This is a genomic window from Sphingopyxis sp., from assembly GCF_050916055.1.
Classification (GTDB): domain Bacteria; phylum Pseudomonadota; class Alphaproteobacteria; order Sphingomonadales; family Sphingomonadaceae; genus Sphingopyxis.
Genome location: NZ_CP051527.1, coordinates 624,197 through 643,473, shown reverse-complemented (window position 1 = coordinate 643,473; position 19,277 = coordinate 624,197). Strand labels below are relative to the sequence as shown.

Below are 19,277 nucleotides of genomic sequence, written 5' to 3'. Positions count from 1 at the left end.
TTTGACGCCATCATACTCGGCGCCGGCGCGGCCGGGCTGATGTGCGCCGCGGTCGCGGGGCAGCGGGGGCGGCGCGTGCTGCTGCTCGACCACGCCGACGCGCCGGGCAAGAAGATCCTGATCTCGGGCGGCGGCCGCTGCAACTTCACCAATGTGAACACCGCGCCCGACCGCTTTCTGTCGACGAACCCGCATTTCGCCAAATCGGCGCTCGCGCGCTACACCCCCGCCGACTTCATCGCGCTCGTCGATCGTTATGGCATCGCGCATCACGAAAAGACGCTCGGCCAATTGTTCTGCGACGGATCGGCGAAGCAGATCGTCGCGATGCTGCTGGAGGAAGCGGCAAGGGGCGGCGTCGACGTCCGTTGCGGCCAGCCGGTCGGCGACGTCGCCCATGCCGACGGCACATTCTCGGTCCGCTTCGGCGACCAGAGTGTCACCGCACCGGCGCTCGTCATCGCCACCGGCGGCCCCTCGATCCCCAAGATGGGCGCAACAGGCTTCGCCTATGACCTCGCGCGCCAGTTCGGATTGAAAGTGGTCGAGCCGCGGCCCGCGCTGGTGCCGCTGACACTCGGCGGCGACGATGTGCTGTTCCGCACCTTGTCGGGTATTGCCGCGCCGGTCGAGGCACGCGCGGGCAAGGCGGCGTTTCGCGAGGCGGCGCTGTTCACCCACAAGGGCCTTTCCGGCCCCGCGATCCTCCAGGTCAGCAGCTATTGGCGGCACGGCGAGCCGGTGACGATCGACTTCCTGCCCGAGGTTGCAAGCGGCTGGCTTGTGAACGCCAAGCGCGAGCGGCCGCGTGCCACGCTGCGCGCCGCGCTGGGCGCGATGCTGCCGGACCGACTCGCCGAAACCCTTGCCGATCGTCTCGCGCTATCCGGCGAACTGGGTACGCAGACCGACCGCAAAATCGCCGATGCCGAGGCACGGCTGGCACGCTGGAATTTCCACCCCAACGGCACCGAAGGCTTTGCCAAGGCCGAGGTCACCGTCGGCGGAATCGCCACCGCCGGGCTGTCATCGCAAACAATGATGGCCAAAACCGTTCCAAACCTCTATGCGGTCGGCGAGGCCGTAGATGTCACAGGGTGGTTAGGCGGCTATAATTTTCAATGGGCCTGGGCGAGCGGACACGCTGCCGGACAGGTGATTTAAGCCCATTGAGCCCCTTTCTGTCGGCCCGCCACCGCACCGGTGGCCGCCCATATTATTGAGATCATAATGACTTTCGAAAATCTTTCTCCCGTCCTTTCGGACGCGCTTACCGCGCGCGGCTATGAAGCGCTCACCCCCGTCCAGGCGCAGGTCAGCGAAGATCAGGCCAAGGGCCGCGACCTGCTCGTCTCGGCCCAGACCGGTTCGGGCAAGACCGTCGCCTTCGGTCTCGCGATGGGCGACGAGCTGATCGAGGACGGCCGCCTGCCCTTCGCCACCTCGCCCCTAGCACTGATCATCGCGCCGACCCGCGAACTCGCGCTGCAGGTCAGCCGCGAGCTCGGCTGGCTCTATGCCAAGGCCGGCGCGCGCATCGCGACCTGCGTCGGCGGCATGGACGCCAGCAAGGAACGCCGCGCGCTCAACCAGGGCGTGCAGATCGTCGTCGGCACCCCGGGGCGCCTGCGCGACCACCTCGAACGCGGCGCGCTCGACCTCTCGGCGCTCCGCGTCGCGGTCCTCGACGAGGCCGACGAAATGCTCGACATGGGCTTTCGCGACGATCTGGAAGAAATCCTCGACGGCACGCCCGAGACGCGCCGCACCCTGTTGTTTTCGGCGACGATCCCGGGTCCGATCGTCCAGCTCGCCAAGCGGTACCAGCGCGACGCGCTGCGCATCTCGACCGTCGGGCAGGACCGCGGCCATGGCGACATCGCCTATCAGGCGGTGACCGTCGCCCCCGCCGACATCGAAGGCGCGGTGGTCAACCTGCTCCGCCTCCACGACGCCGAGACCGCGATGCTGTTCTGCGCGACGCGCGACAATGTCCGCCGCCTCCACGCCAGCCTGGTCGAGCGCGGCTTCACCGCCGTCGCGCTGTCGGGCGAGCATAGCCAGAACGAGCGCAACGCCGCGCTGCAAGCCTTGCGCGACCGCCGCGCCAAGGTGTGCGTCGCCACCGACGTCGCGGCGCGCGGCATCGACCTGCCGACGCTCAGCCTCGTCATCCACGTCGAAATTCCCCGCGACGCCGAGGCGCTCCAGCACCGTTCGGGCCGCACCGGCCGCGCGGGCAAAAAGGGCACCGCGGTCATCATCGTCCCCTACCCGCGCCGCCGCCGCGTCGACGGCATGCTGCGCGGCGCGCGGATCAACGCCGAATGGATGGAAGCGCCGACCGCCGCCGACGTGCGCGCCCGCGACCAGGAACGGCTGATCGAGAAATTGCTCGCCCCGGTCGAGCATGAGCCGGAAGATCTGGAGCTGGCGCAGCGGCTGATGGCCGAACGCAGCGCCGAAGACATCGCCGCCTCGCTCGTCCGCGCGCACCGCGCGCTGATGCCGCCGCCCGAAGATCTGCTCGACAACGGTCCGCGCGGCCGCGATGCCGCCGGCCGGCCCGAGCGCGGCGAGCGTTTCGAACGCCCGGACCGCGGCGAAGGCGGCGGCGGCGACCGCCGCGAAGGGTTCGAGGACAGCGTCTGGTTCCGCCTCAACATCGGCCGCCACCAGAATGCCGACCCGCGCTGGATCCTGCCCCTGCTCTGCCGCCGCGGCCATGTGAGCAAGAACGAGATCGGCGCGATCCGCATCGGTCCCAAGGAAACGATGTTCAACATCCCGCGCGCGATCGCCGATCGCTTTGCCGAGGCGGTGGTGCGCAGCGCCAACGCCGATGGCGAGGACGACAGCGGGGTGGCGATCACCCCGGCGCCCGACGGCCCGACCTATCCGCCGCGCCGCGACAAGGGCGGGCATGCGGGGGGATCGGGCGACCGCGCGCCGCGCAGCACGCTGGGCCGCGCGCCCGGCGGCGACCGCGGTTTCGGCGATCGTCCGCGCGGTCCCGGCGGCCCCGGCGGCAAACCCACCGATCGCTACAAGCCCAAGCCCTTTGGCCAGCGCAGCCCGCGTCGTCCGAGCAAATAGTCCAAGCCAAACCCCTCCCCTGAAGGGGAGGGGCGTTCATCGCTTCACCCTTGCGTCATGCCGCCCGGCCCACCAGATGGACCGGACAGCAGGAGCGCGCGCCATGAAAGCCATCACCGCCTTTATCGAGACGCAGGGCGGACCCGAGGTCATCGACTGGCGCGAGGTGACGCTGGGCGAACCGGGACCCGGCGAGGTGCTGCTTCGGCAGACCGCGGTCGGGCTCAACTACATCGACGTCTATCATCGCGACGGCACCTATCCCATTCCGCTGCCCAGCGGGCTCGGTCTTGAATCCGCCGGCGAGGTGATCGCGGTCGGCGAGGGCGTCACCGGCTTCCAGCCCGGCGACCGCGCCGCGACCTTCGGTCCCGATCGCAACGCCTATGCCAGCGCGCGCCTGCTCTCCGCCGCGTCGCTGTTCAAGCTCCCCGCCGACATCGACGACGAGACCGCTGCCGCCGCGCTGCTCAAGGCGTGCACCGTCGAGATGCTCGTCGAGCGCTGCGCCAAAGTCGAGGCCGGCTGGCCCGTGCTCGTCCACGCCGCCGCAGGCGGGGTCGGGCTGATCCTCGTCCAGTGGCTGAAGGCGATCGGCGCGACGGTGATCGGCACCGTCAGCACCGAGGCAAAGGCGCACGCCGCGCGCGACGCCGGCGCCGATCATGTGCTGCTGTACAAGAGCGACGACGTCGCCGCGCACGTCCGCGATCTCACCGACGGCCAAGGCGTGCCCGTCACCTTCGACGGTATCGGCATGGCGACGTGGGACGTTTCGCTGAAAGCCACCGCGCGCCGCGGGCTGATCGTCAGCTATGGCAATGCCGGCGGGCCGGTGACCGGGGTCAATCTCGGCGTGCTGGCGCAGCACGGCTCACAGTTCGTCACCCGCCCGACCCTGTTCGACTATTACCTCCACCCCGGCGAACGCGCCGCGGGTGCGGAACGGGTGTTCGAGATGATCGCCAGCGGCGCGGTGAAGATCACCGTCGGGCAGCGCTACGGCCTGCAGGATGCGGCGCGGGCACATGCCGATTTGCAGGCGGGGCGGACGACGGGGTCCAGCCTGTTAATTCCTTGAACTCCCCTCCCTGAAAGGGAGGGGAGCAATTACGCCTTCAACCGCTCCGCATGCCACGCGACATGCTCGGCCAGAAAGGTCGAGATGAAATAATAGCTGTGGTCGTACCCCGGCTGCATCCGGATTTCGGCCTTCTGCCCTGCCCGCTCGCACGCCGCCACGAGCAGCTCGGTCTTGAGCTGCTCGGTCAGGAAATTGTCGGCATCGCCTTGATCGACGAGCAGGTCGGGCACGCGCAGCCCCTGATCGAGCAGCGCGCACGCATCATAGGCGTGCCAGTCCTCGCGGTCGTCGCCAAGATAGCCCCCCAGCGCCTTTTCGCCCCACGGGCACTGCGACGGTGCGACGATCGGCGAGAAGGCCGACACCGACCGGAAGCGGTCCTGGTGGCGCAGGCCGATGGTCAAAGCGCCATGCCCGCCCATCGAATGGCCGGTGATCGCCTGCCGCGTCAGGTCGGCGCTCGCGAAATTGCGCAACACCAGCGACGGCAGTTCGTCCTCGACATAAGACCGCATCCGGTAGTGCTTCGCCCAAGGCTGAGCCGTCGCGTCGACATAGAAACCGGCGCCCAGCCCGAAATCCCACGCGCCGTCGGGATCGTCGGGCACGCCCTCACCGCGGGGCGAGGTATCGGGTGCGACGAATATAATACCATGCTCAGCGCAGGCGGCGCGATATTCGCCTTTTTCCATGACATTGGCGTGGGTGCAGGTCAGCCCCGACAGATACCAGAGCACCGGCAGCTTTACGCCGGATTCGTGATCGGGGACGAACACCGCGAAGGTCATGTCGGTGCCAGTGGTGGTGCTGGCGTGCTTGTACACGCCCTGCGTCCCGCCATGGCTGCGAACGGTCGAGAGGGTTTCGAGGGTCATTGCGGCTCCTGTACCGGGATGGTCGCGATCAACGGATCATGCCCCCAACGGCGCAACAGGTCCAGTATCGCGCCGCCCGCCAGCCCGAGCGTCGCGGTGTTGCGCAGCGGGTGGACGTTGACGAGGTAGGCGTCGGCCAGCGCAGCGTCGATCACCACGGTGATGCTGCCCGGCACCGCATTGATCGCGGCGAGCGGCGTCACCGATCCCGGCGTGATGCCGAGCAGCCGCTCCATATCCGCAGCCTTGCCGAAACTGACATGTTTGCTCCCGATCGCAGCGGGCAGCCGCTTCAGGTCGACCCGCGCATCGGACGGCACGGTGACCAACCAAAACGCTCCGCCCTTGTCCTTCAGGAACAGATTTTTGGTATGCGCGCCGGGCATCGCGGCGTGCACCGCATCGCTCTCGGCCACGGTGAACACCGCGGCATGGTCATGTTCGGCGAAGCGGATCGACAGCGCCCTCAGGTCGTCCCGCAATCCCGCCTCGCCGCGCATGAACCTTATCGGACGCTTACAGCCGCTTCAGCGCGCACAGCTTGTTGCCGTCGGGATCGCGCAGATAGGCGAGGTACAGCTGGCCAAAGCCGCCTTCGCGGATACCCGGCGGATCTTCGATGCTGGTGCCGCCCGCGGCGACGCCGGCGTCGTGCCACGCCTGCGCCTGTGCCTCGTCGGCCATCGCGAAACCGATCGTGCAGCCGTTGCCCGCGGTCGCCGGCTCGCCGTTGATCGGCGGCGTGACCAGAAACAGCCCGTCATTGTGCATATAAATCAGGCGGCCCTTGTCGTCCTGGATCCCCGGCTTGCCACCGATCGCCTGGAAGGTCGCATCATAGAATGTCTTCGCCTTCGCCACGTCGTTCGTGCCGACCATATTGTGACTGTACATCGCTCTCTCCTTTTTTCGTTGCGAATCGATACCGATGTTGTGCCAGCCCTGTCAGCGGAACACCACCGTCTTGCGCCCGTCGATCAGCACCCGCTGTTCGGCGACCCAGCGCACCGCCTTGGCCAGCACCTGCGCCTCGACGTCGCGGCCGATGCGGATCAGATCCTCGACGCTGTCGCGGTGATCGACACGCTCGACCGCCTGCTCGATGATCGGACCTTCGTCGAGGTCGCTGGTCACGAAATGCGCGGTCGCACCGATCAGCTTGACCCCGCGTTCGTGCGCGCGGTGATAGGGTTTCGCACCCTTGAAGCCCGGCAGGAAGCTGTGGTGGATGTTGATGCAGCGGCCCGAAAGCTTCGCCGACAGATCCTGCGACAGTATCTGCATATAGCGCGCGAGCACCAGATGTTCGGCGCCTGCGTCGGCCATGACCGTCAGGATCGCCGCTTCCTGCTCGGCACGATTGGCGTCGCTCACCGGCAGATGATGGAAGGGCACGCCATGCCATTCGGTCAGCCGCCGTTGATGCTCATGGTTCGACACGACCCCGGCGATGTCGATCGCCAGATTGTCGGTCGACCAGCGGTGGAGCAGATCGTTGAGGCAGTGGCTGCCCTGCGACACCGCGATGACGAAGCGCGGCTTGATCGCGGCGTCGCTGATCCGCGCGTCCATGGCGAAGCGGGCGATGATCGGCGCGAACGCTGCCTGCACGCCCGCCAGCCCGGCGGGAAAGCGCGGCCCGGCGCCGCGAAAGGCGACGCGCATGAAAAAGCGGCCGGTGTCGAGGTCGGCATATTGCTGGCTGTCGAGGATGAAGCCGTCATGATCAGCGAGCAGCCCGGTGACCGCGGCGACGATGCCCACCGCGTCGCCGCAGCTGAAGGTCAGGACATAGGGTCCGGTCAATGCGTCACTCCCTCTTGCACGGAAGGATCATCCTCAAAGCCCGCTCGTGCTGAGCCTGTCGAAGCACCGTTCTTCCCTTCCCCGCCGCATGAAGGAAGAACGGCCCTTCGACAAGCTCAGGGCGAACGGATCATAAATATTAGATCAGAAGACGACGACGCTGCGGATACTTTCCCCCGCATGCATCAGGTCGAACCCCTTGTTGATCTCCTCCAGCCCCATCACGTGCGTGATCATCGGGTCGATCTCGATCTTGCCGGTCATGTACATGTCGACGATCTTCGGCACGTCGGTGCGGCCCTTGGCGCCGCCGAACGCGGTGCCGCGCCAGTTGCGCCCGGTGACGAGCTGGAAGGGCCGCGTCGCGATCTCCTTGCCCGCCTCGGCGACACCGATGATGATCGAGGTGCCCCAGCCGCGGTGGCAGGCTTCCAGCGCGGTGCGCATCACTTCGGTATTGCCGGTGGCATCGAACGTATAATCGGCGCCGCCGTCGGTCAGCTGCACGATCGCGGCGACCGTGTCTTCGCGGCTCATGCCTTTGGTATTGAGGAAGTCGGTCATCCCGAACTTGCGGCCCCATTCTTCGCGATCGGGGTTGATGTCGACGCCGATGATCTGCTTCGCGCCCGCCAGCCGCGCGCCCTGGATCACGTTGAGCCCGATCCCGCCGAGGCCGAAGATGACGACATTGTCGCCGACCTGGACCTTGGCGGTATTGATCACTGCGCCGACCCCGGTGGTCACGCCGCAGCCGATATAGCAGCTCGACTGGAACGGCGCGTCCTCGCGGATTTTCGCGACCGCGATCTCGGGCAGCACGGTGAAGTTGGAGAAGGTCGAACAGCCCATATAGTGGAAGATCGGCTGGCCCTTGTACGAAAAGCGCGTCGTGCCGTCGGGCATCAGCCCCTTGCCCTGCGTCGCGCGGATCGCGGTGCAGAGGTTGGTCTTGCCCGAAAGGCAGCTTTTGCACTGGCGGCATTCGGGGGTGTAGAGCGGGATCACATGGTCGCCGGGAACGACGCTGGTGACGCCCACGCCGACCTCGCGCACCACGCCCGCGCCCTCATGCCCCAGCACGCTCGGGAAGATACCCTCGCTGTCGAAGCCGTCGAGCGTGTAAGCGTCGGTGTGGCAGATGCCCGTCGCCATGATCTCGACCAGCACCTCGCCCGCCTTCGGGCCTTCGAGGTCGAGTTCGACGATTTCGAGCGGCTTCTTCGCTTCGAATGCGACGGCGGCACGGGTCTTCATGGCGGGTCTCCTTTTCGGCGCTCCCAATCAGGCAAAGCGCGCGCCAATGCAAGATGCGCCCGATCCTCCCTGCGGCGAAGCCGTGGGGAGGTGGCAGCGCGCAGCGCTGACGGAGGGGCTTTGGCACTAGCGTCGCTGCCCCTCCACCACGCCCTTTGGGCGCGGTCCCCCTCCCCATCGCTACGCGACAGGGAGGATGAGGTCCTCGCTGCGCCCTAAAGCCACAAAAGCCCCGCACGCGAGCCCGCAATTTGCGTCCTTTGTGGCTTCAGCGGTTTCTGGCGACCGCGCTTAAGGAGACAAAAGATACGGACAGAGAGCGCCAAACTGTCTCCTTTGTCGCCTTATTCACAGGCTCGAATATCGACGAGGCCAAAGAGCCGGACGACAGGCTGGCACAGCGAAATAATATAGGAAAGCCCCATTTGCAGCCCCCCACTTTCGTCACCCCGGACTTGATCCGGGGTCCATGACTTCAGCGCCGCCGTGGATCCCGGATCAAGTCCGGGATGACGATGAGGAGCTGCACGTAGCCTCAAATTTAGCTTGAACAAGATCGTCAACCGCCTTCAAATTGCAGGCTGATCGCTCGGAGGAACATATGGCAGTAGGTATAAAGGTCGGCAGCATCACCGATGAACTCGGCACCGCCGAATTTCTTCATGCCTTCTTCTCAACAATATCGGCAAGACTCGAAGATCGATGGGGCGCGAGGTTTCCTGTCTTGCTCAACCAGCTTTATCAAGGCTATCTCCCGCATTCACAAGCAGAAGCAGCGCTCAGTGAACTTGCAAAAATACGCGACGAACTGTCGGCGCTTCCACCCTCGGCTGTCGTTTGGGATATCGATGACCGCGCCAAGCAACCTCCATGGGGTAACGAGATCAGTGGAGATATTACCGATCTCTCCAACTATTTCGTGACATCGACGGGACGTGATTTGATCATGACCGTGACAGAGACGCTCGAAGACCTCCGCAGCAATGGAGGTAGCGCAGAAATCGTGCGCTATTGACGCCCCTCAACACTCCACCACGCTAACCGCCAGCCCGCCCTTCGACGTTTCCTTATATTTATCGCGCATGTCGCGCCCTGTTTGCAGCATCGTCGCGATCACCGTGTCGAGGCTCACCACATGCGTGCCGTCGCCGATCATCGCGATGCGGCTCGCGTCGATCGCCTTGATCGAGCCCATCGCGTTGCGCTCGATGCACGGGATCTGGACGAGGCCTCCAATGGGGTCGCAGGTGAGGCCAAGGTTGTGTTCCATGCCGATCTCGGCGGCGTTTTCGACCTGTGCGTTGGTGCCGCCGAGCGCGGCGGTCAGCCCTGCCGCCGCCATCGAACAGGCGACCCCGACCTCGCCCTGGCAGCCGACCTCGGCGCCCGAGATGCTGGCGTTGCGTTTATACAATGCGCCGACCGCGCCCGCGGCGAGCAGGAAGGTGCGCACCCCCGCATCGTCGCCGCGATAGCCGCGGCGATAGAAACGGATCACCGCGGGGATGATCCCCGCCGCGCCGTTGGTCGGCGCGGTGACGACCTTACCGCCCGCGGCATTTTCCTCGTTCACCGCCATCGCCCACAGGTTGATCCAGTCCATCATCGCGAGCGGATCGGTCAGATTCGCCTCGTGGCGGTTGCGGATGTCGTCGGCGATCTGCGGCGCGCGGCGCTTGACCTTCAGCCCGCCGGGCAGAATGCCGGTGCTGCAACAGCCCGCGTCGATCGACGCGTCCATCGCCCCCGCGATCGCGTCGAGCCCGGCGTTCACCTCGTCGAGGCTGCGGTGGACGAGCTCGTTTTCGAGCATCATTTCGGCAAAACTCTTGCCCGACGTGGCGCCCATGCTGAGCAGGTCGGCGCCCGAGGTGAAGGCGTGAGGAAGCTCGACCTCGTCCTCGGCGCCGCGGCTGTTGCGCCCCGCCTCCTCCTCGTCGACGACGAAGCCGCCGCCGATCGAGAAATACATCCGCTTGGCAAGGATTTCGCCCGCGGCGTCGCGCGCGGTGAAGCTCAAAGCATTGCTGTGGAAGGGCTGGCGCTGGCGCATCTGGAAATGCAGGTCGCGCGCTGGCTGGAAGCGGACGCGCTGGCGGCCGAGCAGGTAGAGGAAGCCTTCGCCCTCTGCGCGGTCCCAATGCGCCTTGATCGAGGCGAGGCTGGTGCTGGCGGGGATTTCGCCGGCGAGCCCCGCGACGATCGCGGTGTCGGCGGCATGGCCCTTGCCCGTCAGCGCGAGCGAGCCATAGAGGTCGGCCTCGACATGGGCGGTCAGGCTGAGCAGCCCGCTGTCGTCGAGCCAGACGGTGAAGCGCCGCGCCGCGACCATCGGCCCGACGGTGTGCGAGCTGGAGGGGCCGACGCCGATTTTGAACAGTTCGAACAGGCTGATCGTCATGGCGGCGCGTATAGAGGCGCAGTCGCCATGACGATAGATGCCGGTTCAAGTTTCGTTACGGCTTCGGTGAAATCCTCCCCGTGGCTTCGCCACAGGGAGGATCAGGTTACGCCGGATAGGTCCACGTCCCCTCGCGCGCGAGGTTCTCCGCGGCGAAATCCCAGTTGAGCAGGTCGTCGACCACCGCGTTCACATAATCGAGGCGAACATTCTTGCGGTCGATGTAATAGGCATGTTCCCACACATCGACGACGAGCAGCGGCTTGATCCCGGCGACCAGTTCGGTGCCCGCGTCGTGGGTGTCGGTGACCGACAGCGTGCCGTCGCGCGACACCAGCCACGCCCAGCCCGACGCGAAATGGTTGATCGCGGTGTCCTTCAGCTTCTTCTTCAGATCGTCGAGCGATCCGAAATCGCGCTCGATCGCGGCGAGCAGGTCGCCGTCGGGCGCGGTCTTGTCGGGCGACAGGCTTTCCCAATAAAAGGCGTGGTTCCACGACTGGGCGGCGTTGTTGAACAGGCCCTTGTTGCCCGAACCCTCGGCGTGATGGACGATTTCCTCAAGCGGCTTGTCGGCCAGCTCGGTGCCCTCGATCGCGGCGTTGACCTTGTCGACATAGGTCTTGTGGTGCTTGCCATGGTGCGTCTTCAGCGTTTCCGCCGAGATATGCGGCTCCAGCGCGTCGTGGGCATAGGGCAGCGGGGGGTGAGCGATCGTCATGGCAGTCTCCATTTTGTTTTGGGGTCTTTGCGGGCTTTAACTCGGTATCGGGGTGCGGGGTTGCAAGGTTTGGGCGGGGAAATTTCTGTCCACTCGCGGCAAAAAAGCCCTGTATCCCCGCGGAGGCGGGGATCCATCTCCCGCCGGTTCCAACTGGCATCGACCGGAGATGGGCCCCCGCCTTCGCGGGGGCACGCCGCTTTTCGTCGAAAAGCTACGTCACCATCGCCAGCAGCGTCGCGATGCGGTCGGCCTCCTCCGCCGGCTTGTCGCGCCTGATCCGCGAAATGCGCGGGAAGCGCATCGCGAGCCCCGATTTATGGCGCTTCGACGTGTGAATCGAATCGAACGCGACCTCGAGCACCAGCGATTTCTCCACCTCGCGCACCGGGCCGAAGCGGTTCAGCGTGTTGTCGCGCACGAACTTGTCGAGCCGTTTCAGCTCCTCGTCGGTGAAGCCCGAATAGGCCTTGCCGACCGGCAACAGCTCGCCGTCGTCGCTCCAGCATCCGAAGGTGTAATCCGAATAGAAGCTCGCGCGGCGCCCGTTGCCGCGCTGCGCATACATCATCACGCAATCGGCGGTCAGCGGGTCGCGTTTCCATTTATACCACAGGCCAGCGCGCCGCCCGGCGACATAGGGCGCATCGCGGCGCTTGAGCATCACCCCCTCGATCGCCGCATCGCGCGCGCCGGCGCGGCGCTGCGCGAGATCGTCGAAATCCTTGGCGTCGATCACCTGCGACAGGTCGAAATGGCTGGCGGCGAGCCGCGGGACAAACGCTTCCAATTGCCGCCGCCGCTCGGTCCACGGCAACGGGCGCAGATCGTTGCCATCGACCGCGAGCAGGTCGTAGACGCGCACGAACGCCGGGGCTTCGGCAAGCATCTTCTTTGACACGGTCTTGCGCCCGAGCCGCTGTTGCAATGCGTTGAAGCTCGCGGCTTCACCGCCCTGCGCATCGCCGCGCACCAGCAGTTCGCCGTCGATCACCGCATCCTGATCGAATGCCGCGACCAGTTCGGGAAAGGCGGTGCTGATCTCCTCGCCGCCGCGGCTGTAAATGCGCGTCTGACTACCACCGCGCACGATCTGGACGCGGATGCCGTCCCATTTCCATTCGGCGGCATAGTCGGCGAGATCGACGGTGCCTTCCTCGAGCGGATGCGCGAGCATGAAGGGGCGGAAGAAAGCGACGTCCTTGAGGTCGGGCCGCTCCGCCCTTCCCGCGCCCCACGCGAACAGCGGCGCATAGGGCGGCGCAATCGCGTGCCACAGCTCCTCGACATCGTCGACGGGGACGTCGAACGCCTGCGCAAACGCCTGTTTGGCGAGCCGTGCCGACACCCCGACGCGCATCCCGCCGAGTGCAAGCTTCAGCAGCGCATAGCGCCCGTCGGCGTCGAGGCGGTCGAGCAGCGATGCGAGGACAGCTGGGGCGGTGGCGCGGGTGGTGGCTGACAGAGCATCGACGGCGTGGGCGACCGATATTTCACCCTCCCCTTCAGGGGAGGGCAGCGAGACTTGGGAGCTTTGCTCCCTAGTCGCAGCGGGTGGGGTCTGTCGGCCTTGCGCAAGGCCGACAGACCCCACCCCAACCCCTCCCCTGAAGGGGAGGGGCTTATCTGGTTCCGGCCACAGCAGCGCCGCCGTCTCCGCGGTATCGCCCACAAAATGCCGCGACAGCCGGAACAAGTCCTCGTCGACCCGCGTCGCGAGCAAGGTCCGCACCGTTCCCGCCTTCACCGCCGGGAAATCGAGGCTTTCGGTCAGCGCGGCGATCGCCCAGCCGCGGTCGGGATCGGGGGTGTGGCGCAGATAATCGACGATCAGCGCGAGCTTGCTGTTGCGCGAGCGGGTGTAGATCAGCCGGTCGATCAGCGCGGCAAAGGCCTTCACGCCTTCTCCTCCAGATCGCGCCCGACGAGGTGCAGCGCGCGCGCCTTGCGCTGATGCAGCTCGCACCAGCGCAGCAGCCCGTCCTCGCTGCCGTGGGTGATCCAGCTTTCCTTCGGATTGACCTCGGCGATCGTCGTCGTCAGCTCGTCCCAGTCGGCATGGTCCGAAATGACGAGCGGCAGTTCGACCATCCGCTGCCGCGCGCGCTGGCGCACCCGCATCCACCCCGACGCCATCGCGGTGACCGGATCGGGCAATCGCCGCGACCAGCGGTCGTTCAGCGCCGAAGGTGGCGCGACGACGATCTGCCCCTGCATCTCGGCCTTGTCGGTCTCGCTGACCAGCCGCAACTCGCCGAGATCGACGCCGTGCGCGGCGTAAAGCGCGCACATGCGCTCCATCGCGCCGTGGATGAAGATCGGTGCGTCCCACCCCGCAGCGCGCAGTTCGGCGATCACCCGCTGCGCCTTGCCCAGCGCGTAGGCGCCGACGAGCACCGAGCGCTTGGGCTCGGCACGCACCGCGCCGATCAGCTTGGCGATCTCGTCTGCGGTCGGCGGATGGCGGAACACCGGCAGGCCAAAGGTCGCCTCGGTGATGAAGATGTCGCAGGGGACGACTTCGAACGGCGCGCAGGTCGGGTCGGCGCGGCGCTTGTAATCGCCCGTCACGACGATGCGTTCGCCCGCATATTCCATCAATATTTGCGCGCTGCCAAGGACATGTCCCGCGGGATGGAAGCTGAAGCGCACCCCGCCGCGCTCAAATCCGTCGCCATAGGGAAAAGCGGCGTTATGGCTCGCCTCGACATCGACGCCGTAGCGCAGCGCCATGATCGCCAGCGTCTCGGGGGTCGCGAACACCGCGCCATGGCCGCTGCGCGCATGGTCGGCGTGGCCGTGGGTCACCGCGGCGCGTTCGACGGGGCGCGAAGGGTCGATCCACAGGTCAGCGGGCTTGACATAAATGCCGCTGGAATGCGGCTCGATCCAGGATTTCGTCTTCGCCATCAGGCGGCGAGATCGCGCACGCGCGCCAGATCTGCGACGAACGCCGCGCGCTCCTCCGCGGCGCGCACCCGGTCGGGCAGGCGCAGCAGGAAGGAGGGATGGATCGTCGCGATCAGCTTCGTCCCCCCGCCCAGATCATGCACCGCGCCGCGCATCGCGGTGATGCTCGCGCTCTTGCCCGTCACGCCGCGCAGCGCGCTGCCGCCCAGCGTGACGATCAGGTCGGGCTGCACCAGCGCGCGCTCCTTGTCCAGCCACCAGCGGCAGATGTCGATCTCGCCCGCCGTCGGATTCTGGTGCAGCCGCCGCTTGCCCCGCGGCTCGAACTTGAAATGCTTGACCGCGTTGGTGAGGAACAATCGCGTGCGGTCCAGACCGGCCTCGACCAAGGCTTCGTTCAGCACCTGCCCCGCCGGGCCGACGAAGGGCCGCCCTTCCAGGTCCTCGCGGTCGCCCGGCTGCTCGCCGACCAGCATGATCCGCGCCGCCGCCGGGCCTTCGCCGACCACCGCCTGCGTCGCGTTGCAGTGGAGCGGGCAGCGCGTGCAACCGCCCACCGCGCGGGCAAGGTCGTCCAGCGTGTCGATGTCGTCGGTCAGGGCCAGTTCGTCGGACACGCGGGTTCGCCATTTGTCGGTTTGCGGGTTCGCTAGCGAAACGGCGGTCTCGCGCATCCGTTCCACCCGCGCTCCCGCGCCCGCGAGCAGCGGCGCGATATCCTGCGCCTCGGGCAGGTTCTTCCAGTATTTCTTGGGCATTTCGGCGCGCATTGCGGCGATCTTGACCCGCGCCGGATTGAAGATCGCGCCATAATAGGTGCGCCACTGGTCCTCGACGACGTCGCTGCCCGGCACCTCGTCCTTCGTCCCGCCGGGGCCATAGGTCAGCGTCTCGTCGGCCCAGATTGCGCGCGCATCGGGGGTGACGATCGCCCAGTCCATGCCGTAAAAGCGCCGCTGAAAGAAGGGCGCGGTCAGCCGCAGGATGCGGTGCGACGGTTCGAACCACGCCGCGAAGCTTTCGCGACCCGCATCCTCGCCCAATCGCCGGAAGCGGACGAAGGCGTGCATCTTGTGAATGTCGCGGCGGATCGCCTTGTCAGTCTTGCGCAGCCAGTCGATGTCGGGATCGGTCGTCCGCGCCAGCAGCTGCCGGTCGCGCGCCGCGCGCCAGACGATACGATAGAGCCGCGCCGGCACCCCGGCGTCGCGGTGGCAAATCGCCCGGTCGGCCATTGCGAGCAATTCGCGCGGCAGCGACACCGTGCCGTCGGGTGCCGGCGGAGCGTCGCCGCCAAACAGCGACGCGCCCTTGTCGGCCCCGCGCCAGCTGACGTTTTCGGGCGCGATCTGGTTCGCGAGCAGGCCGCGCGCCGCATCGCGCCATTCGGCGAAATCGCCGGGCCGGGCCAACACGACCTCTCTCATAGCGCCAGCGACAATTGCTCGGCCGGCGGCGCAAAGCGCGCGCGCAGGCTAGCGCTGTCGGTCAGCGAGCCCGGCCTCCAGTCGGGCGTGACGATGAACGGCAGCACCTTTTTCACCGATGCGGTCAGCTTGGCGAGATCGCCAAGCCGCAGCTTGCCGGTTCGCCGCACCGCCACAATCCGGTCGACCGCGCGCGTTCCCAGCCCCGGTACGCGCAGCAGCAGCTCGCGCGGCGCGCGGTTGATATCGACCGGAAACATGTCGCGCCGCATCAGCGCCCAGGCAAGCTTTGGATCGATGGCGAGGTCGAGCATGCCGCCGCTCGCGCCTTCCATGATTTCGGCGCGCTGAAAGCCATAGAAGCGCAGCAGCCAGTCGGCCTGATACAAGCGGTGCTCGCGCATCAGCGGCGGGCGCACCGGCGGCAGGTCGCTGCTCGCGTCGGGGATCGGGCTGTACGCCGAATAATAGACGCGGCGCAGCTGGTAGCCCGAATAGAGATTGGTCGCGGTCGCCAAAATATCGTCGTCGCGCGATCCATCGGCGCCGACGATCATCTGGGTCGATTGCCCCGCGGGAGCGAAGCGCGGCGGCTTCGCCTTTTTCAGCAAACGCCCTTTCGCCGCCTCGATCGCATCGTCAGCGCCGACGCGCACCGACGCCATCGTCTTGCGGATCGTTTCGGGCTTTTTCTCGGGGGCGAAGCTTGACAGGCCGGCCTCGGTCGGCAGTTCGACATTGGTCGACAGCCGGTCGGCATAAAGCCCGGCGCGCGCGATCAGCTCGGGCGCCGCGCCAGCAATCGTCTTCAAATGGATATAGCCGCCGAACCGATGCTCCTCACGCAAGATGCGCGCGACCTCGACCAACTGCTCCATCGTATAATCTTCGGAACGGATGATCCCCGACGACAGGAACAATCCCTCGATATAATTGCGCTTGTAGAAATCGAGGGTCAGCCGCACCACCTCCTGCGGGCTGAACCGCGCGCGTTCGACATTGCTCGACGCGCGATTGATGCAGAAGCGGCAGTCGTAGACGCAGAAATTGGTCAGCAGGATCTTGAGCAGCGAGATGCAGCGCCCGTCGGGGGCATAGCTGTGGCAAATGCCGATGCCTTCGGTGGATCCGATCCCTTTCGTCCCCACCGAATCGCGCTTCACCGTTCCCGACGACGCGCACGACGCGTCATATTTGGCGGCATCGGCCAACACCGCGAGCTTCTGGAGAATCGATTTGGCGGACATGCTCCACGGCATAGCACGCGGAACAAAAAAAGAACAAACCTGGGTTAGTTGCCGCGGCGGAGGCGCATTCGGAATGCGTCGAGGTGAAAATAGCTGGGATCGAAATCGCACATCTGCGCCAGCGCGTCGGCGTCGAGGAAACGGATCCACTGGCGGCTGGTCTCGATATACCCCTCGCGGACCAGGCGGCGCAGCACACGGTTGGTGTGGATCGGGGTCAGCCCCAGTGTGTCGGCGATCTGCGTCTGGGTCAGCGGCATACGCAGGCTGTCGCCGTTCGCCTGATTGACGATCTGCGCCCGGCGATGCAGTTCCAGCAACAGGTGGCCGATACGCTCCTGTGCACTCTGCCGCCCGTTGCGAATAATCTGTTCGCGCAGAAAGGCTTCTTCCTGCACCTGCGTCCACCAGAACGCCATGGTGAGCGCGCCCGAGCCGTTCAGCATCTCGCGCACCGCCGGCGGCGGCAGCGTGTACAGCGAGACGTCGGTCACGGTGACGACGCTATGGTCGGCCTCGGCGGCGACGAGCACCTGCAGGTCGAAAATGTCGCCGGGCAGCAGGATGTTCAATATCTGGCGGCGCCCGTCCTCGAGCGTTTTGAAGCGTGCGGCCCAGCCTTCGCGGATGACCAGCACCGCATCCATTTCCTGACCGGCGGTGATGATTTCGCGATTCGCCTCGACATTGCGGATCTTGCCGCCGAGCCCCGCCAGTTCGGCAAGGTCGCCCTCGCCCAAGTCACTGTAAAACCGCAACCGCGCAATCAACGCTTCCAACGCCATCTTCCCCCCATGCTCCCCGTATATCAGGCTTCGCGCCAGCGTGCCGGCAGCGTGATATCGCACACCAGCCCGGTCGGTTCCCACCGCCGTTCGATCGTCCCGCCCAGATTGTTGCGGACGCTGCGTTCCATCAGCAGCGTCCCGAAGCTCGTGCGCTCGGGGGCCACCAGGCGCCCGTCGCCGCCGGTTTCGCTCCAGCGGAGATGGAACCGGCGGTCGGCATCGCTTTCGTCGTCCTGCGACCATATGATATCGACCCGACCATCGCGCGTGGTCAGCGCGCCATGCTTGGCCGCATTGGTCGCCAGTTCGTTGAACACCAACGCCATCGCGACCACAGCATTTTCGGGCAGCAACAGGTCGGGGCCCGACCAGCGGATGCGCGGAAAGGCCGCTTCGACCTCGCGCATCAGCGCGTGCATCGACCCGGTCATGAAATTGGCGCCGAGCAGGACGTTCTGGGCGCGATTGAGCGCATCGAGCCGGCTGCTGATCCGTTCGACATAATCGTCGACGTCGTGCGCTGCCTGACGGGTGAGCGAAATAATCGCACCGACGGTGGCGAACAGGTTGCGCATCCGGTGGTGCAGTTCGCGCATCAACAGATTGGCATTTTCCTGCCGGCTCTTCTGTTCGGTGATGTCGATGCTGATCCCGGTGAGCAGTGCGTCGTTCGCCAACACGTCCCAGTCGCCGCGGATCGCCAGCCAACGCACGCCGCGCTCGGGATGCATGATGCGATGCTCGACCGCATAAGGCGTGCCGCCGTCGGTCGACTCGCGCAGTGCCAGTTGGACCTGAGCGCGATCGTCGGGGTGGATGCGATCGATCGCTCCACCGACGCCGCTAAGCGCAGTGTCGAAATCGGATCCCCACAGTTCGGCCGTCGCGCCGCGCCATTCCAGCTTCGAGGTCCGCGGATCATATTGCCAGATCGCGATCGCCGAAAAATCGAGCGCGCGGTCGAGCATCCGGCGCACGTCATCGCGTTCCGCCACGGTGCGGTGCAAATTCGCCTCGGCCATGATGATCGCCGCGAAATCCTGTAGCCGGTCCAGTTCCGCGTCCGTCAGCGCCGGCCGCACCTTGCGGTCGATGAGGCATAAGGTTCCGAGGATCGCGCCATTATAGGCGCGCAGAGGGACGCCGGCATAGAAGCGGATATGCGGGTCGCCGGTCACCAGCGGATTGTCGGCAAAACGCGGGTCGCCGACGACGTCGGTCACCACCAGCGGCTCTTCAGAGAGCACGACATGCTGACAAAAGCTGATGTCGCGCGGCGTCTCGCTGACGTCGAGGCCATAGGTCGATTTGAACCATTGGCGGCAATCATCGACCAGCGACACCAAAGCGATCGGGGCGTCGAAGAGTTCGGCGACCAATTTGGTGACGCGGTCGAAACCCTCGGCGGGTCCGGTGTCCATGATGCGGTATTCGCGCAGCGTCCCGAGACGCCGCCGCTCCGCCATGTCCGCATCGCCCTCCCCGCCGTCCGCCAATTCTGCCCCCTCAACGATCATCGACACCTTGGCGTCATCCTGTAGCGCGGGCCGCTCTGCCATGAATCTGGTCCCTAAAAAAGCTCGACGACAAGATTGCGAAAAAATATCGCAATTCCATTTGTTTACGTCTTTATCTTTGGTGCGCCCCGGCTGACTCTACGCATGC

At 66.0% G+C, this 19,277-nt stretch carries 17 protein-coding genes; 4 read left to right on the top strand and 13 right to left on the bottom strand.

Translation table 11 applies throughout. The features are described 5' to 3' along the window. The first annotated feature begins 39 nt into the window (after positions 1–39). The 3 genes from HEQ22_RS03120 to HEQ22_RS03110 all read left to right on the top strand — a co-directional run bounded on the left by HEQ22_RS03120 (position 40) and on the right by HEQ22_RS03110 (position 4,177). A complete protein-coding gene (locus HEQ22_RS03120; RefSeq protein ID WP_432770929.1) occupies positions 40–1,164 on the top strand; it encodes an NAD(P)/FAD-dependent oxidoreductase in 1,125 nt (374 codons plus the stop codon). Positions 1,165–1,230: 66 nt separating this feature from the next. Beyond that, positions 1,231–3,096, top strand: coding sequence for a DEAD/DEAH box helicase (locus HEQ22_RS03115; RefSeq protein ID WP_432769744.1), 1,866 nt, complete (start codon positions 1,231–1,233; stop codon positions 3,094–3,096). Between the two features lie 103 nt (positions 3,097–3,199). After that, a complete protein-coding gene (locus HEQ22_RS03110) occupies positions 3,200–4,177 on the top strand; it encodes a quinone oxidoreductase family protein (RefSeq protein WP_432769743.1) in 978 nt (325 codons plus the stop codon). Positions 4,178–4,206: 29 nt separating this feature from the next. Here the strand turns inward: HEQ22_RS03110 and fghA are convergent, their stop codons facing one another. From fghA to HEQ22_RS03085, 5 genes are all read right to left on the bottom strand, one after another. After that, complete coding sequence (gene fghA / locus HEQ22_RS03105; protein ID WP_432769742.1) at positions 4,207–5,055, bottom strand: S-formylglutathione hydrolase; 849 nt, start codon at positions 5,053–5,055, stop codon at positions 4,207–4,209. Next, positions 5,052–5,555: a prolyl-tRNA synthetase associated domain-containing protein gene (locus HEQ22_RS03100; protein WP_432769741.1), complete on the bottom strand. Its 504-nt coding sequence runs from the start codon at positions 5,553–5,555 to the stop codon at positions 5,052–5,054. The genes fghA and HEQ22_RS03100 overlap by 4 nt, the downstream gene beginning before the upstream one ends. Before the next feature lie 16 nt (positions 5,556–5,571). Further along, on the bottom strand, positions 5,572–5,949 hold the full coding sequence (locus HEQ22_RS03095) for a VOC family protein (protein ID WP_432769740.1): 378 nt from the start codon (positions 5,947–5,949) through the stop codon (positions 5,572–5,574). Between the two features lie 51 nt (positions 5,950–6,000). Further along, positions 6,001–6,861, bottom strand: coding sequence for a formyltetrahydrofolate deformylase (purU, locus tag HEQ22_RS03090; RefSeq protein WP_432769739.1), 861 nt, complete (start codon positions 6,859–6,861; stop codon positions 6,001–6,003). A 144-nt stretch (positions 6,862–7,005) separates the two neighbouring features. Further along, a complete protein-coding gene (locus tag HEQ22_RS03085) occupies positions 7,006–8,118 on the bottom strand; it encodes an S-(hydroxymethyl)glutathione dehydrogenase/class III alcohol dehydrogenase (RefSeq protein WP_432769738.1) in 1,113 nt (370 codons plus the stop codon). Between the two features lie 601 nt (positions 8,119–8,719). On the opposite strand from HEQ22_RS03085, the gene HEQ22_RS03080 reads away from it, so the two are divergent. After that, the gene (locus HEQ22_RS03080; RefSeq protein ID WP_432769737.1) at positions 8,720–9,133 is read left to right on the top strand and encodes an immunity 70 family protein; all 414 of its coding nucleotides are present in this window, start codon (positions 8,720–8,722) and stop codon (positions 9,131–9,133) included. A gap of 6 nt (positions 9,134–9,139) precedes the next feature. Here HEQ22_RS03080 and HEQ22_RS03075 read toward each other — a convergent pair whose 3' ends face one another. From HEQ22_RS03075 to HEQ22_RS03040, 8 genes are all read right to left on the bottom strand, one after another. After that, positions 9,140–10,519, bottom strand: coding sequence for an L-serine ammonia-lyase (locus HEQ22_RS03075; RefSeq protein ID WP_432769736.1), 1,380 nt, complete (start codon positions 10,517–10,519; stop codon positions 9,140–9,142). 106 nt (positions 10,520–10,625) lie between these two features. Next, entirely contained in the window at positions 10,626–11,240 is a 615-nt protein-coding gene (locus HEQ22_RS03070) for a superoxide dismutase (protein WP_432769735.1), read from the bottom strand. Positions 11,241–11,454: 214 nt separating this feature from the next. Continuing rightward, complete coding sequence (locus HEQ22_RS03065) at positions 11,455–13,140, bottom strand: cisplatin damage response ATP-dependent DNA ligase (protein ID WP_432769734.1); 1,686 nt, start codon at positions 13,138–13,140, stop codon at positions 11,455–11,457. Beyond that, positions 13,137–14,150, bottom strand: a complete 1,014-nt coding sequence (locus tag HEQ22_RS03060; protein WP_432769733.1) for a ligase-associated DNA damage response exonuclease — start codon at positions 14,148–14,150, stop codon at positions 13,137–13,139. The genes HEQ22_RS03065 and HEQ22_RS03060 overlap by 4 nt, the downstream gene beginning before the upstream one ends. Beyond that, a complete protein-coding gene (locus HEQ22_RS03055) occupies positions 14,150–15,565 on the bottom strand; it encodes a UdgX family uracil-DNA binding protein (protein ID WP_432769732.1) in 1,416 nt (471 codons plus the stop codon). The genes HEQ22_RS03060 and HEQ22_RS03055 overlap by 1 nt, the downstream gene beginning before the upstream one ends. 8 nt (positions 15,566–15,573) lie before the next feature. Continuing rightward, on the bottom strand, positions 15,574–16,824 hold the full coding sequence (locus HEQ22_RS03050) for a putative DNA modification/repair radical SAM protein (RefSeq protein WP_432769731.1): 1,251 nt from the start codon (positions 16,822–16,824) through the stop codon (positions 15,574–15,576). A gap of 44 nt (positions 16,825–16,868) precedes the next feature. Continuing rightward, positions 16,869–17,609: a Crp/Fnr family transcriptional regulator gene (locus HEQ22_RS03045; protein ID WP_432769730.1), complete on the bottom strand. Its 741-nt coding sequence runs from the start codon at positions 17,607–17,609 to the stop codon at positions 16,869–16,871. Between the two features lie 23 nt (positions 17,610–17,632). Further along, on the bottom strand, positions 17,633–19,171 hold the full coding sequence (locus HEQ22_RS03040) for a sensor histidine kinase (RefSeq protein ID WP_432769729.1): 1,539 nt from the start codon (positions 19,169–19,171) through the stop codon (positions 17,633–17,635). Positions 19,172–19,277: the final 106 nt, after the last annotated feature.